This window comes from Pseudomonas sp. SAS7 (genome assembly GCF_052112345.1).
In the GTDB taxonomy this organism is placed as follows: domain Bacteria; phylum Pseudomonadota; class Gammaproteobacteria; order Pseudomonadales; family Pseudomonadaceae; genus Aquipseudomonas; species Aquipseudomonas putida_Q.
The window spans coordinates 136,947-149,505 of record NZ_JBEGGO010000014.1 but is presented as its reverse complement, the minus strand read 5'-3'; the positions used below and the strand labels follow the sequence as shown (position 1 = coordinate 149,505).

Genomic DNA, 12,559 nt, shown 5'->3' with positions numbered 1-12,559 from the left:
CCCCTTTAGGCAAGAGGTTCACTGTCGTGGCTAAAGAAAAATTTGATCGTTCCCTTCCCCACGTTAACGTCGGCACTATCGGCCACGTTGACCACGGTAAGACCACTCTGACCGCAGCTCTGACTCGCGTCTGCTCCGAAGTTTTCGGTTCGGCAGTCGTTGAGTTCGACAAGATCGACTCGGCTCCGGAAGAAAAAGCGCGCGGTATCACCATCAACACCGCTCACGTCGAGTACAACTCGAACATTCGTCACTACGCTCACGTTGACTGCCCAGGTCACGCTGACTACGTGAAGAACATGATCACCGGTGCTGCCCAGATGGACGGCGCGATCCTGGTTTGCTCGGCCGCCGATGGTCCGATGCCACAAACCCGTGAGCACATCCTGCTGTCCCGTCAGGTTGGCGTTCCGTACATCGTGGTCTTCCTGAACAAGGCTGACCTGGTAGACGACGCTGAGCTGCTGGAACTGGTCGAGATGGAAGTTCGCGACCTGCTGTCCACCTATGACTTCCCAGGCGACGACACTCCGATCATCATCGGTTCGGCTCGTATGGCGCTGGAAGGCAAAGACGACAACGAAATGGGCACCACCGCTGTCAAGCGTCTGGTTGAAACTCTGGACAGCTACATCCCAGAGCCAGAGCGCGCTATCGACAAGCCGTTCCTGATGCCAATCGAAGACGTATTCTCGATCTCGGGTCGTGGTACCGTTGTTACCGGCCGTATCGAGCGTGGTATCGTCCGCGTTCAGGATCCGCTGGAAATCGTTGGTCTGCGTGACACCACCACCACCACCTGCACCGGTGTTGAGATGTTCCGCAAGCTGCTGGACGAAGGTCGTGCTGGCGAGAACTGCGGCGTTCTGCTGCGTGGTACCAAGCGTGACGACGTTGAGCGTGGCCAGGTTCTGGTCAAGCCAGGTTCGGTCAAGCCGCACACCAAGTTCACCGCAGAAGTCTACGTCCTGTCGAAGGAAGAAGGCGGCCGTCACACTCCGTTCTTCAAAGGCTACCGTCCTCAGTTCTACTTCCGTACCACTGACGTGACCGGTAACTGCGAACTGCCGGAAGGCGTTGAAATGGTAATGCCAGGTGACAACATTCAGATGACTGTCACCCTGATCAAGACCATCGCAATGGAAGACGGTCTGCGCTTCGCTATCCGTGAAGGCGGTCGTACCGTCGGCGCCGGCGTCGTAGCCAAAATCATCGAGTAATCACTCGACCGATTGAAAAAGGCCTCCGCTCAGCGGGGGCTTTTTTTATTGGGTTGACACTAAATTGGGGCGTCTATAGAATCACGCCTCCTTTTAGCGGGCGTAGTGCGTCCGTTGGGAACAGCCTGGAGTCTGAAATCCAATGCAAAATCAGCAAATCCGTATCAGGTTGAAGGCTTTCGACCATCGCCTGATCGACCAATCCACCCAGGAAATCGTGGAAACCGCGAAACGTACTGGTGCACAAGTGCGTGGTCCGATTCCACTGCCTACCCGCAAAGAGCGTTTCACCGTTCTGGTCTCCCCGCACGTCAACAAAGACGCGCGTGACCAGTACGAGATTCGCACTCATAAGCGTGTTCTGGACATTGTCCAGCCAACGGATAAAACCGTTGACGCGCTGATGAAGCTTGATCTGGCGGCAGGTGTGGAAGTTCAGATCAGCCTCGGCTAAGACTTCGGTCTAGTCGTGTAACGCTCTGAAATGGGCGGCCATAGCGGGTGAAAGCCCCGTACACTCATGAGGTTTACAACATGACTATTGGTGTAATCGGTCGCAAATGCGGTATGACCCGCATTTTCACCGAAGAAGGTGTCTCCATTCCGGTCACGGTCATTGAGATCGAACCGAATCGCGTCACCCAGTTCAAAACTGAGGAAACCGATGGCTACCGTGCAGTGCAAGTCACTGTCGGCGAGCGTCGTGCTTCGCGTGTGACTGCCGCTCAGGCAGGCCACTTCGCCAAGGCTAACGTTGCCGCTGGTCGCGGTGTTTGGGAGTTCCGTCTTGAAGAAGGCGATTTCCAGGCTGGCGATCTGATCAAAGCTGAACTCTTCACTGCAGGCCAGCTGGTAGACGTTACTGGTCAGTCCAAAGGTAAAGGCTTCGCCGGTACCATCAAGCGCTGGAACTTCCGTGGTCAGGACAACACCCACGGTAACTCCGTGTCGCACCGTGTGCCTGGTTCCATCGGCCAGTGCCAGACTCCTGGTCGTGTGTTCAAGGGCAAGAAAATGTCCGGTCACATGGGCGCCGAGCGCGTGACTGTTCAGTCCCTGGAAGTAGTTCGCGTAGACGCTGAACGCAACCTGCTGCTCGTCAAGGGTGCCGTTCCTGGCGCTACTGGCGGCGACGTGGTTGTACGTCCAGCTGTCAAGGCTCGCGGTTAAGGGGAAACTGACATGCAACTCAATGTAAATGACGCTCAGGCGATCGAAGTTTCCGAACTGACTTTCGGTGGCGAATTCAACGAGACGCTGGTTCACCAAGCAGTCGTGGCCTACATGGCTGGCGGCCGTCAGGGTACCAAGCAGCAAAAGACCCGTTCCGACGTGGCTGGTGGCGGTAAGCGCCCATGGCGTCAGAAGGGTACTGGCCGTGCTCGTGCTGGTACCACTCGTGGTCCGATCTGGCGTGGCGGTGGTGTAACCTTCGCAGCTCGCCCTCAAGATCACTCGCAGAAGCTCAACAAGAAGATGTATCGCGCAGCTCTGCGCTCCATCCTTGCTGAGCTGGTGCGTAGCGACCGTCTGGTCGTGGTTCAGGACTTCGCTGTTGAAGCACCGAAAACCAAAGATCTGCTGAACAAGCTGAACGGCATGGGTCTGAGCGACGTACTGATCGTCTCCGACGCTGTTGATCAGAACCTGTACCTGGCTGCTCGCAACCTGCCGCACGTCGATGTACGTGACGTACAGGGTTCCGACCCGGTCAGTCTGATCGCATACGAGAAAGTGTTGATCACTGTCTCGGCCGTGAAGAAATTCGAGGAGCTGCTGGGATGAACCAGGAACGCGTATTTAAAGTCCTCCTTGGCCCGCACGTTTCCGAGAAGGCTACCGTTCTGGCTGAGAAAAAAGGCCAGTTCGTATTCAAGGTTGCTACCGATGCAACCAAGCTGGAAATCAAGAAAGCTGTCGAAGGCCTGTTCAACGTAAAAGTTGAAAACGTGTCGACTGTTAACGTTCTGGGTAAAACCAAGCGTACCGCACGTGGTCTGGGCAAGCGTAATGACTGGAAGAAGGCGATCGTCTCCCTTCAGCCAGGCCAAGATCTCGATTTCAGCAGCAGTGCTGAGTAAGGAAGGGGTGCATCATGGCAATCGTTAAATGCAAACCGACTTCCCCTGGCCGCCGTTTCGTGGTCAAGGTGGTCAACAAGGAGCTGCACAAAGGCGCTCCTCACGCACCGCTGCTCGAGAAGAAATCGAAGTCTGGTGGTCGTAACAACAATGGCCGTATTACCACTCGTCACGTTGGTGGTGGTCATAAGCAGCATTACCGTCTGGTCGACTTCCGTCGCAACGACAAAGATGGCATTCCAGCCACTGTCGAGCGTATCGAATACGACCCGAACCGTACTGCTCACATCGCCCTGCTGTGCTACGCAGACGGTGAGCGTCGCTACATCATCGCCCCTAAAGGCGTGAGCGCTGGCGACCAGCTGATCGCAGGTGCCCTGGCCCCAATCAAGGCCGGTAACTCCCTGCAGCTGCGCAACATCCCAGTAGGTAGCACCATTCACGGCGTCGAACTGAAGCCGGGTAAAGGTGCTCAGATCGCTCGTTCCGCTGGTGCTTCGGCTCAGCTGATCGCTCGTGACGGCGTATACGTGACTCTGCGTCTGCGTTCCGGTGAAATGCGTAAAGTACTGGCTGAGTGCCGTGCGACCCTGGGCGAAGTCTCGAACTCCGAGCACAGCCTGCGTTCGCTGGGTAAAGCAGGTGCCAAACGCTGGCGCGGCGTTCGCCCAACCGTTCGTGGCGTTGCCATGAACCCGGTTGACCACCCACATGGTGGTGGTGAAGGTCGTACCTCCGGTGGTCGTCATCCGGTATCGCCATGGGGCTTCCCAACCAAGGGTGCTAAAACCCGTGGTAATAAGCGTACCGACAACATGATCGTCCGTCGTCGCAAGTAACTAGAGGGATACGACAGTGCCACGTTCTCTGAAAAAAGGTCCTTTTATCGATCTTCACCTGTTGAAGAAGGTCGAAGTGGCGGTGGAGAAGAACGATCGCAAGCCAGTTAAAACCTGGTCGCGTCGCTCGATGATCCTGCCACAAATGGTCGGTCTGACCATCGCGGTTCACAACGGTCGCCAGCATGTTCCAGTTCTCGTGAACGAAGACATGGTCGGCCACAAACTGGGCGAGTTCGCCGGTACCCGCACCTATCGCGGGCACGTGGCTGACAAGAAAGCCAAGCGTTAAGGGGTAAGGAAATGGAAGTAGCCGCTAAGTTGTCGGGCGCTCGCATCTCCGCCCAGAAAGCCCGCTTGGTCGCCGACCAGATCCGCGGGAAGAAGGTGGGCGAAGCGCTCAACCTGTTGGCCTTCAGCAGCAAAAAAGCCGCTGAAATCATGAAGAAAGTCCTCGAGTCGGCCGTAGCCAACGCCGAACACAACGAAGGCGCAGACGTTGATGACCTGAAAGTCTCCACCGTCTTCGTCAACGAAGGGCGTTCGCTGAAGCGTATCATGCCACGTGCCAAAGGCCGTGCTGATCGCATCGTCAAGCGGTCTTGCCATATCACTGTCAAGGTTGCGGACAAGTAACGGAGTCGATCAGATGGGTCAGAAAGTACATCCCACTGGCATTCGCCTGGGAATCGTCAAGGAGCACACCTCCGTCTGGTACGCAGACGGTGCTACTTACGCAGATTACCTGTTGAAGGATCTGAAAACACGTGAGTACCTCCAAGACAAACTAAAAAGCGCGTCCGTAAGCCGTATCGATATTCATCGTCCGGCTCAAACTGCACGCATCACCATCCACACTGCTCGTCCCGGTATCGTTATCGGCAAGAAAGGTGAAGATGTTGAGAAGCTGCGTCAGGACCTGACCAAGCAGATGGGTGTGCCTGTGCACATCAACATCGAAGAGATCCGCAAGCCGGAACTCGACGCTATGCTGGTTGCGCAGAGCGTAGCTCAGCAGCTGGAACGCCGCGTAATGTTCCGTCGCGCCATGAAGCGCGCCGTACAGAACGCCATGCGTATTGGTGCCAAGGGCATCAAGATCCAGGTGAGCGGTCGTCTCGGCGGTGCCGAGATTGCTCGTACCGAGTGGTATCGCGAAGGTCGTGTGCCTCTGCACACCCTGCGTGCCGATATCGACTACAACACCTACGAAGCTCACACCACTTACGGTGTGATCGGTGTGAAGGTTTGGATCTTCAAAGGCGAAGTTATTGGTGGTCGCCAAGAAGAACTGAAACCACAAGCACCAGCGCCTCGTAAAAAAGCTGCTAAGTAAGGGGTACGCCAAATGTTGCAACCAAAGCGTACAAAATTCCGCAAGCAGATGACCGGCCACAACCGTGGTCTGGCACTGCGCGGTAGCAAAGTCAGCTTCGGCGAATTCGCCCTGAAAGCTGTTGCTCGCGGTCGCCTCACCGCTCGCCAGATCGAGTCCGCACGTCGTGCGCTGACCCGTCACGTTAAACGTGGCGGCAAGATCTGGATCCGTGTGTTCCCGGACAAGCCGATCTCCAAGAAGCCTCTCGAGGTTCGTATGGGTAAAGGTAAGGGCTCCGTGGAATACTGGGTTGCCCAGATCCAGCCAGGCAAAGTCCTGTACGAGATCGAGGGTGTTTCTGAAGAGCTGGCGCGCGAAGCTTTCGCCCTGGCTGCTGCAAAGCTGCCTCTCGCCACCTCCTTTGTTAAGCGGACGGTGATGTGATGAAAGCGAATGAACTTCGTGAAAAATCGGCACAGCAGCTGAACGAGCAACTGCTCGGCTTGCTGCGCGACCAGTTCAATCTGCGCATGCAGAAAGCAACTGGCCAGTTGGGGCAGTCGCACCTGCTCTCGCAAGTTAAGCGTGACATCGCTCGCGTGAAAACTGTGCTCAACCAGCAGGCAGGTAAGTGATCATGGCTGAAGCTGAAAAAACCGTCCGTACGCTGACTGGCCGTGTCGTCAGCGACAAAATGGACAAGACCATCACCGTTCTGATCGAGCGTCGCGTAAAGCACCCGATCTACGGTAAATACGTTAAGCGTTCGACTAAGCTGCACGCGCACGACGAAACCAACCAGTGCAAGATCGGCGACAAAGTTTCGATTACCGAAACCCGTCCGCTGGCCAAGACCAAGTCCTGGGCACTGGTTGAAGTCCTCGAACGCGCTGTTGAAGTCTAAGGGCTAGGGGTCGGAGAAATTTTATGATTCAGACTCAATCCATGCTCGATGTGGCCGATAACAGCGGCGCTCGTCGCGTCATGTGCATCAAGGTGCTCGGCGGCTCGCACCGTCGTTACGCCGGCATCGGTGACATCATCAAGGTTACTGTCAAGGAAGCAATTCCGCGCGGTAAGGTCAAAAAAGGCCAAGTGATGACCGCTGTTGTCGTGCGCACCCGTCACGGTGTTCGTCGCGCTGACGGTTCCATCATTCGTTTCGACGGCAACGCTGCTGTTCTGCTGAACAACAAGCAAGAGCCGATCGGCACTCGCATCTTCGGGCCAGTGACCCGTGAACTTCGCACTGAGAAGTTCATGAAGATCGTCTCGCTCGCCCCTGAAGTGCTGTAAGGAGATCCGACATGCAAAAGATTCGTCGTGACGACGAGATCATCGTGATCGCCGGCAAAGACAAAGGTAAGCGCGGTAAGGTGCTGAAGGTTCTGGCTGATGACCGTCTGGTCATCGGTGGTGTGAACCTGGTCAAGCGTCATACCAAGCCTAACCCGATGGCGGGCGTTCAGGGCGGTATCGTCGAGAAAGAAGCGCCTCTGCACGCTTCCAACGTTGCCATCTTCAACGGTGAAACCAACAAGGCTGACCGCGTTGGTTTCAAAGTAGAAGACGGTAAGAAAATTCGTGTCTTCAAGTCGACCCAAAAAGCGGTTGATGCTTGAACACTGCTAGGTAGAAGACCATGGCACGACTGAAAGAGATTTACCGGAACGAAATCGCTCCTAAGCTTAAGGAAGAACTTAAGCTGTCGAACGTGATGGAAGTTCCGCGCGTTACCAAAATCACCCTGAACATGGGTCTGGGCGAAGCGATCGGCGACAAGAAAGTCATCGAGCACGCAGTAGCTGACCTGGAAAAGATCACCGGTCAAAAGCCGGTCGTGACTTTCGCTCGTAAATCCATCGCTGGCTTCAAAGTCCGCGAAGGGTGGCCGATCGGTGTCAAGGTGACCCTGCGTAGCGACAAGATGTACGAATTCCTGGACCGCCTGCTGGCGATCTCCCTGCCTCGGGTTCGCGACTTCCGCGGCCTGAATGCCAAGTCCTTCGATGGCCGTGGCAACTACAGCATGGGCGTGAAAGAGCAGATCATCTTCCCGGAAATCGATTACGACAAGATCGATGCTCTGCGCGGTTTGGACATCACCCTGACCACCACTGCTCGTTCGGACGACGAAGGCCGCGCTCTGCTGCGTGCTTTCAAGTTCCCGTTCCGCAACTGATTGGAGTAGGAAAATGGCCAAGAAGAGCATGAAAAACCGTGAGCTGAAGCGTCAGCTGACGGTAGCCAAGTTCGCTAAGAAGCGTGCTGAGCTGAAAGCGACCATCGTCAACGTTAACGCCTCTCCAGAAGAGCGTTTCGCTGCCGTTGTCGCTCTGCAGAAGCAGCCACGCGACGCTAGCGCCTCGCGCCTGCGCAACCGTTGCCGCCTGACCGGTCGTCCTCACGGTGTATACCGTAAGTTCGGCCTGGGCCGTAACATGCTGCGTCAAGCTGCAATGCGCGGCGACGTACCAGGTCTGGTCAAGGCCTCCTGGTAATCGCTGTCGGTGTGATCCCGGCGGAAGGGGAGCGATCTTCCGACCGCCGGTGACCTCGCCAGGAAACAAGCCCCTATATGGGGCTTGTTTCGTTTCTGCCTTGTGTCTAGAATGACCGGCTCACCCGAGCCTGGGTTTTTTGCCCAATCCGCTCAGGTGGTTGTCATAGCCGCAAGGCTAATAATTCTTGTATCAGGAGCATCTAGCCCATGAGTATGCAGGACCCGTTAGCGGACATGCTAACTCGCATCCGTAATGCCCAGATGGCTGAAAAGTCCGTCGTAAGCATGCCTTCTTCTACCCTGAAGGTCGCGGTTGCCAAAGTTCTGAAGGACGAAGGTTACATCGCTGGCTACCAGGTAACTGGTGAAGCCAAGCCTTCCCTGTCGATCGAACTGAAGTACTTCGAAGGCCGTCCGGTCATCGAGGAACTGAAGCGCTCCAGCCGTCCAGGCCTGCGCCAGTACAAGGCCGTCACCGATCTGCCGAAAGTACGTGGCGGTCTGGGCGTGTCTATTGTCTCCACCAACAAAGGTGTGATGACTGATCGCGCTGCGCGCGCTGCCGGTGTCGGCGGCGAAGTTCTGTGCACAGTGTTCTAAGGGGGGATAGACATGTCTCGCGTCGCTAAGAACCCCGTTAAGCTGCCGTCCGGTGTCGAAGTCAAATTCGCAGGTCAGCAGCTTTCGGTGAAGGGTGCCAAGGGCACTCTCGAACTGAACGTTCACTCGTCTGTTGAAGTTACCGAAGAGTCTGGTGAGCTGCGTTTCGTCGCTCGCAATGGTGACCAGCAAGCTCGTGCCATGGCCGGTACCACCCGCGCTCTGGTTAACAACATGGTCCAGGGCGTAAGCCAAGGCTTCGAGCGTAAGCTCCAGCTGGTCGGTGTTGGTTACAAGGCACAGGCTAAAGGCACCGTCCTGAACCTGGCCCTGGGCTTCTCGCACCCAGTGGACTACGAACTGCCAGCCGGTATCACCGCTGAAACGCCTAGCCAGACCGACATCCTGATCAAGGGTATCGACAAGCAGCTGGTAGGTCAGGTGGCCGCTGAAATCCGCGACTTCCGTCCGCCAGAGCCTTACAAAGGCAAAGGTGTGCGTTACGCGGACGAAGTAGTCCGTCGTAAAGAAGCCAAGAAGAAGTAGGGCCTAGTAAATGACCGACAAAAAAGTTATTCGACTGCGTCGCGCTCGCAAAGCACGTCTCAAGATGCACGAACTCGAAGTCGTGCGCCTGTGCGTGTTCCGCTCCTCGCAGCACATCTACGCCCAGGTCATTTCGGCCGACGGCAGCAAGGTTCTGGCAAGCGCCTCGACCTTGGACAAAGACCTGCGTGATGGCGCCACTGGCAACATCGACGCGGCCACTAAGGTTGGCAAGCTGGTAGCTGAGCGTGCGAAAGCCGCCGGTGTATCTCAAGTTGCCTTTGACCGTTCCGGCTTCAAGTACCATGGCCGCGTCAAAGCGCTGGCTGATGCTGCTCGTGAAGGCGGGCTGGAGTTCTAAGTTATGGCAAATAACGATCAAAAGCGCGACGAAGGCTACATCGAGAAGCTGGTTCAAGTTAACCGCGTTGCCAAGACCGTAAAAGGCGGCCGTATCTTCACCTTCACCGCGTTGACCGTGGTAGGTGATGGTAAGGGTCGTGTCGGCTTCGGCCGTGGCAAATCGCGCGAAGTACCTGCTGCGATTCAGAAAGCCATGGAAGCTGCTCGCCGCAACATGATCCAGGTTGACCTGAAGGGCACCACCCTGCAGTACGCCACCAAGGCTGCCCACGGCGCCTCGAAGGTTTACATGCAGCCTGCCTCGGAAGGTACCGGTATCATCGCCGGTGGCGCAATGCGTGCTGTCCTGGAAGTTGCTGGTGTTCAGAACGTTCTGGCCAAGTGCTACGGTTCGACCAACCCAGTGAACGTGGTTTACGCCACTTTCAAGGGTCTCAAAGCCATGCAATCTCCTGAATCCATTGCTGCCAAGCGCGGCAAGAGCGTCGAGGAGATCTTCTGATCATGGCAACCGTAAAAGTAACGCTGATCAAGAGCGTCTCGGGCCGTCTGCCTAACCACAAACTGTGTGTTAAGGGCCTGGGTCTGCGTCGCATCGGTCACACTGTAGAAGTCCAGGATACTCCCGAGAATCGCGGGATGATCAACAAGGCTTACTACATGCTGCGCGTCGAGGGTTAATCGATGAAACTCAATGATCTGAGTCCAGCGCCGGGTTCCCGTCGCGAGAAGCATCGTCCGGGTCGTGGTATCGGTAGCGGTCTGGGTAAAACCGGCGGCCGTGGCCACAAAGGTCAGACCTCCCGTTCGGGTGGTTCGATCGCTCCGGGCTTCGAAGGCGGTCAACAGCCGCTGCACCGTCGTCTGCCGAAATTCGGCTTCGTTTCCCTGAAAGCCATGGACCGCGCAGAAGTGCGTCTGTCCGAGCTGGCCAAAGTGGAAGGCGACGTGATCTCCGTGCAATCCTTGAAGGATGCCAACGTGATCAACCAGCACATTCAGCGTGTGAAAATCATGCTGTCTGGCGAAGTTACTCGCGCAGTCACCATCAAGGGCATCGCAGCCACCAAGGGTGCGCGTGCGGCTATCGAAGCAGCTGGCGGCAAATTCGAGGAATAAATGGCTAAGCAAGGTGCTCTCTCTTCGCTCGGTAAGGGCGGGATGTCGGAACTCTGGGCTCGTCTGCGCTTTCTGTTCATGGCGATCATCGTCTATCGGATAGGTGCGCATATCCCGGTTCCTGGCATCAATCCGGACCGTCTGGCGGATCTGTTTCGGCAGAATGAGGGGACCATTCTTAGCTTGTTCAACATGTTTTCCGGTGGCGCGCTTGAGCGCATGAGCATCTTTGCACTGGGGATCATGCCGTACATTTCGGCATCGATCATCATGCAGCTGATGACGGCGGTCAGCCCGCAACTGGAGCAGTTGAAGAAGGAAGGTGAAGCTGGCCGTCGCAAGATCAGCCAGTACACCCGCTACGGCACCGTTATCCTGGCACTGGTTCAAGCCATTGGCATGTCCATTGGCCTGGCCAACCAGGGCGTGGCGTTTTCTGCGGGCCTGGGCTTCCATGTCGTTGCCGTCTCCACGTTCGTGGCAGGCGCGATGTTCATGATGTGGCTGGGCGAGCAGATCACCGAGCGCGGTGTGGGCAACGGTATCTCGATGTTGATCTTCGCAGGTATCGTTGCCGGTCTTCCGAGAGCAATCGGGCAGTCTTTCGAGTCTGCACGCACAGGCGATATCAACATTTTCGCCCTGGTCGCAATCGGTTTGCTGGCAGTAGCGATTATCGGTTTTGTGGTGTTCATTGAGCGTGGTCAGCGTCGTATCGCCGTTCACTACGCCAAGCGTCAGCAGGGCCGTAAGGTCTTTGCTGCGCAGACCAGCCACTTGCCGCTGAAAGTGAACATGGCGGGGGTTATCCCGGCCATTTTCGCGAGCAGCATTTTGCTGTTCCCGGCTTCGCTGGGTGCCTGGTTCGGTCAGTCCGAAGGTATGGGCTGGCTGCAGGACATCTCGCAGTCGATCGCTCCTGGTCAGCCGTTGAACATTTTGCTGTTTAGTGCAGGGATCATTTTCTTCTGCTTCTTCTACACAGCGTTGATGTTCAACCCGAAAGACGTAGCGGAAAACCTGAAGAAGTCCGGTGCCTTTATTCCGGGTATCCGTCCTGGTGAGCAGTCTGCGCGCTACATTGATGGCGTTCTGACTCGTTTGACCATGTTCGGTGCTCTTTACATGATGGCCGTCTGCCTTCTGCCCCAGTTCCTGGTGGTGGCAGCAAATGTGCCGTTCTACCTTGGCGGGACCTCGTTGCTGATTGTGGTAGTGGTTGTGATGGACTTCATGTCCCAAGTACAATCGCACCTCGTTTCGCACCAGTACGAATCCCTGATGAAGAAAGCCAACCTGAAAGGCTACGGTGGCAGCGGTTTGCTGCGCTGATACGCCCCTAAGGTTCGAGGAGTCGGTAATGAAAGTTCGTGCATCGGTGAAAAAGCTGTGCCGTAACTGCAAGATCATCCGTCGCGAAGGCGTCGTTCGAGTGATCTGCAGCGCGGAACCGCGTCACAAACAGCGCCAAGGCTGAGTGTGATCTGCGCTTCAAACCCAGCAGCTAGTGTGCTGCTGGGTTGATTATTCGTTTCTACAGCGATATTATCTCGCGCCCTATTTCTTGGCTTCCGGGGCGTAGGTAGCTGTCAATTGGAGTCCCACTGAATGGCCCGTATTGCAGGCGTCAACATTCCAGATAACAAGCATACTGTTATCTCGCTGACCTACATCTATGGTGTCGGTCGCACAACTGCACAGAAGATTTGTGCAGACGCTGGTGTAAACCCAGCCGCTAAGATCAAGGATCTGAGCGACGAGCAAATCGAAACCCTGCGTGGCGAAGTTGCGAAGTTCACCACCGAAGGTGACCTGCGTCGTGACATCAACATGAAGATCAAGCGCTTGATGGACCTGGGTTGCTACCGCGGCCTGCGTCATCGTAAAGGTCTGCCGGTTCGCGGTCAGCGCACCAAGACCAACGCACGCACCCGTAAGGGCCCGCGTAAGCCGATCCGCAAGTAACCGCC

The 12,559-nt window shown here is 56.2% G+C and carries 25 protein-coding genes; all 25 read left to right on the top strand.

Annotation, left to right across the window (positions count from 1 at the left end; translation table 11 throughout):
• Nucleotides 1-26 precede the first annotated feature (26 nt).
• The 25 genes from tuf to rpsM all read left to right on the top strand — a co-directional run bounded on the left by tuf (nucleotide 27) and on the right by rpsM (nucleotide 12,554).
• Nucleotides 27-1,220: an elongation factor Tu gene (tuf, locus tag ABI582_RS21610; RefSeq protein WP_016497741.1), complete on the top strand. Its 1,194-nt coding sequence runs from the start codon at nucleotides 27-29 to the stop codon at nucleotides 1,218-1,220.
• Nucleotides 1,221-1,362: 142 nt separating this feature from the next.
• Complete coding sequence (rpsJ, locus tag ABI582_RS21605; protein ID WP_003186070.1) at nucleotides 1,363-1,674, top strand: 30S ribosomal protein S10; 312 nt, start codon at nucleotides 1,363-1,365, stop codon at nucleotides 1,672-1,674.
• Nucleotides 1,675-1,754: 80 nt separating this feature from the next.
• Nucleotides 1,755-2,390, top strand: coding sequence for a 50S ribosomal protein L3 (rplC, locus tag ABI582_RS21600; protein ID WP_003257089.1), 636 nt, complete (start codon nucleotides 1,755-1,757; stop codon nucleotides 2,388-2,390).
• 12 nt (nucleotides 2,391-2,402) lie between these two features.
• Nucleotides 2,403-3,005: a 50S ribosomal protein L4 gene (rplD, locus tag ABI582_RS21595; RefSeq protein ID WP_003255485.1), complete on the top strand. Its 603-nt coding sequence runs from the start codon at nucleotides 2,403-2,405 to the stop codon at nucleotides 3,003-3,005.
• A complete protein-coding gene (gene rplW, locus ABI582_RS21590; RefSeq protein WP_003255484.1) occupies nucleotides 3,002-3,301 on the top strand; it encodes a 50S ribosomal protein L23 in 300 nt (99 codons plus the stop codon). Before rplD ends, rplW begins: the two co-directional genes overlap by 4 nt.
• A gap of 14 nt (nucleotides 3,302-3,315) precedes the next feature.
• Complete coding sequence (rplB, locus tag ABI582_RS21585; RefSeq protein ID WP_008089816.1) at nucleotides 3,316-4,140, top strand: 50S ribosomal protein L2; 825 nt, start codon at nucleotides 3,316-3,318, stop codon at nucleotides 4,138-4,140.
• Nucleotides 4,141-4,156: 16 nt separating this feature from the next.
• On the top strand, nucleotides 4,157-4,432 hold the full coding sequence (gene rpsS / locus ABI582_RS21580; RefSeq protein ID WP_003255482.1) for a 30S ribosomal protein S19: 276 nt from the start codon (nucleotides 4,157-4,159) through the stop codon (nucleotides 4,430-4,432).
• Nucleotides 4,433-4,443: 11 nt separating this feature from the next.
• On the top strand, nucleotides 4,444-4,776 hold the full coding sequence (gene rplV, locus ABI582_RS21575; RefSeq protein ID WP_003103908.1) for a 50S ribosomal protein L22: 333 nt from the start codon (nucleotides 4,444-4,446) through the stop codon (nucleotides 4,774-4,776).
• Between the two features lie 13 nt (nucleotides 4,777-4,789).
• Nucleotides 4,790-5,476, top strand: a complete 687-nt coding sequence (gene rpsC, locus ABI582_RS21570; protein ID WP_003255481.1) for a 30S ribosomal protein S3 — start codon at nucleotides 4,790-4,792, stop codon at nucleotides 5,474-5,476.
• Nucleotides 5,477-5,488: 12 nt separating this feature from the next.
• Nucleotides 5,489-5,902: a 50S ribosomal protein L16 gene (rplP, locus tag ABI582_RS21565; RefSeq protein WP_003255479.1), complete on the top strand. Its 414-nt coding sequence runs from the start codon at nucleotides 5,489-5,491 to the stop codon at nucleotides 5,900-5,902.
• A complete protein-coding gene (gene rpmC / locus ABI582_RS21560; protein WP_002555481.1) occupies nucleotides 5,902-6,093 on the top strand; it encodes a 50S ribosomal protein L29 in 192 nt (63 codons plus the stop codon). Before rplP ends, rpmC begins: the two co-directional genes overlap by 1 nt.
• A gap of 2 nt (nucleotides 6,094-6,095) precedes the next feature.
• Nucleotides 6,096-6,362, top strand: coding sequence for a 30S ribosomal protein S17 (gene rpsQ, locus ABI582_RS21555; RefSeq protein ID WP_023534981.1), 267 nt, complete (start codon nucleotides 6,096-6,098; stop codon nucleotides 6,360-6,362).
• Nucleotides 6,363-6,385: 23 nt separating this feature from the next.
• Complete coding sequence (rplN, locus tag ABI582_RS21550; protein WP_002555479.1) at nucleotides 6,386-6,754, top strand: 50S ribosomal protein L14; 369 nt, start codon at nucleotides 6,386-6,388, stop codon at nucleotides 6,752-6,754.
• Nucleotides 6,755-6,765: 11 nt separating this feature from the next.
• Entirely contained in the window at nucleotides 6,766-7,080 is a 315-nt protein-coding gene (rplX, locus tag ABI582_RS21545; RefSeq protein ID WP_003255476.1) for a 50S ribosomal protein L24, read from the top strand.
• 20 nt (nucleotides 7,081-7,100) lie between these two features.
• Complete coding sequence (rplE, locus tag ABI582_RS21540; RefSeq protein WP_003255474.1) at nucleotides 7,101-7,640, top strand: 50S ribosomal protein L5; 540 nt, start codon at nucleotides 7,101-7,103, stop codon at nucleotides 7,638-7,640.
• Nucleotides 7,641-7,653: 13 nt separating this feature from the next.
• Entirely contained in the window at nucleotides 7,654-7,959 is a 306-nt protein-coding gene (gene rpsN, locus ABI582_RS21535; protein WP_009681970.1) for a 30S ribosomal protein S14, read from the top strand.
• 209 nt (nucleotides 7,960-8,168) lie between these two features.
• A complete protein-coding gene (gene rpsH / locus ABI582_RS21530) occupies nucleotides 8,169-8,561 on the top strand; it encodes a 30S ribosomal protein S8 (protein WP_003255471.1) in 393 nt (130 codons plus the stop codon).
• A 12-nt stretch (nucleotides 8,562-8,573) separates the two neighbouring features.
• On the top strand, nucleotides 8,574-9,107 hold the full coding sequence (gene rplF / locus ABI582_RS21525) for a 50S ribosomal protein L6 (RefSeq protein ID WP_003255469.1): 534 nt from the start codon (nucleotides 8,574-8,576) through the stop codon (nucleotides 9,105-9,107).
• 10 nt (nucleotides 9,108-9,117) lie between these two features.
• Nucleotides 9,118-9,468, top strand: coding sequence for a 50S ribosomal protein L18 (rplR, locus tag ABI582_RS21520; RefSeq protein WP_003255467.1), 351 nt, complete (start codon nucleotides 9,118-9,120; stop codon nucleotides 9,466-9,468).
• A gap of 3 nt (nucleotides 9,469-9,471) precedes the next feature.
• Nucleotides 9,472-9,972, top strand: coding sequence for a 30S ribosomal protein S5 (gene rpsE / locus ABI582_RS21515; protein ID WP_003255465.1), 501 nt, complete (start codon nucleotides 9,472-9,474; stop codon nucleotides 9,970-9,972).
• 2 nt (nucleotides 9,973-9,974) lie between these two features.
• Complete coding sequence (gene rpmD, locus ABI582_RS21510) at nucleotides 9,975-10,151, top strand: 50S ribosomal protein L30 (RefSeq protein ID WP_016393393.1); 177 nt, start codon at nucleotides 9,975-9,977, stop codon at nucleotides 10,149-10,151.
• Nucleotides 10,152-10,154: 3 nt separating this feature from the next.
• Nucleotides 10,155-10,589, top strand: coding sequence for a 50S ribosomal protein L15 (gene rplO / locus ABI582_RS21505; RefSeq protein WP_003255461.1), 435 nt, complete (start codon nucleotides 10,155-10,157; stop codon nucleotides 10,587-10,589).
• Nucleotides 10,590-11,921, top strand: coding sequence for a preprotein translocase subunit SecY (gene secY / locus ABI582_RS21500; RefSeq protein ID WP_003255459.1), 1,332 nt, complete (start codon nucleotides 10,590-10,592; stop codon nucleotides 11,919-11,921).
• A gap of 28 nt (nucleotides 11,922-11,949) precedes the next feature.
• A complete protein-coding gene (rpmJ, locus tag ABI582_RS21495) occupies nucleotides 11,950-12,066 on the top strand; it encodes a 50S ribosomal protein L36 (protein ID WP_002555468.1) in 117 nt (38 codons plus the stop codon).
• Between the two features lie 131 nt (nucleotides 12,067-12,197).
• Nucleotides 12,198-12,554, top strand: coding sequence for a 30S ribosomal protein S13 (rpsM, locus tag ABI582_RS21490; protein WP_003255457.1), 357 nt, complete (start codon nucleotides 12,198-12,200; stop codon nucleotides 12,552-12,554).
• Nucleotides 12,555-12,559 lie beyond the last annotated feature (5 nt).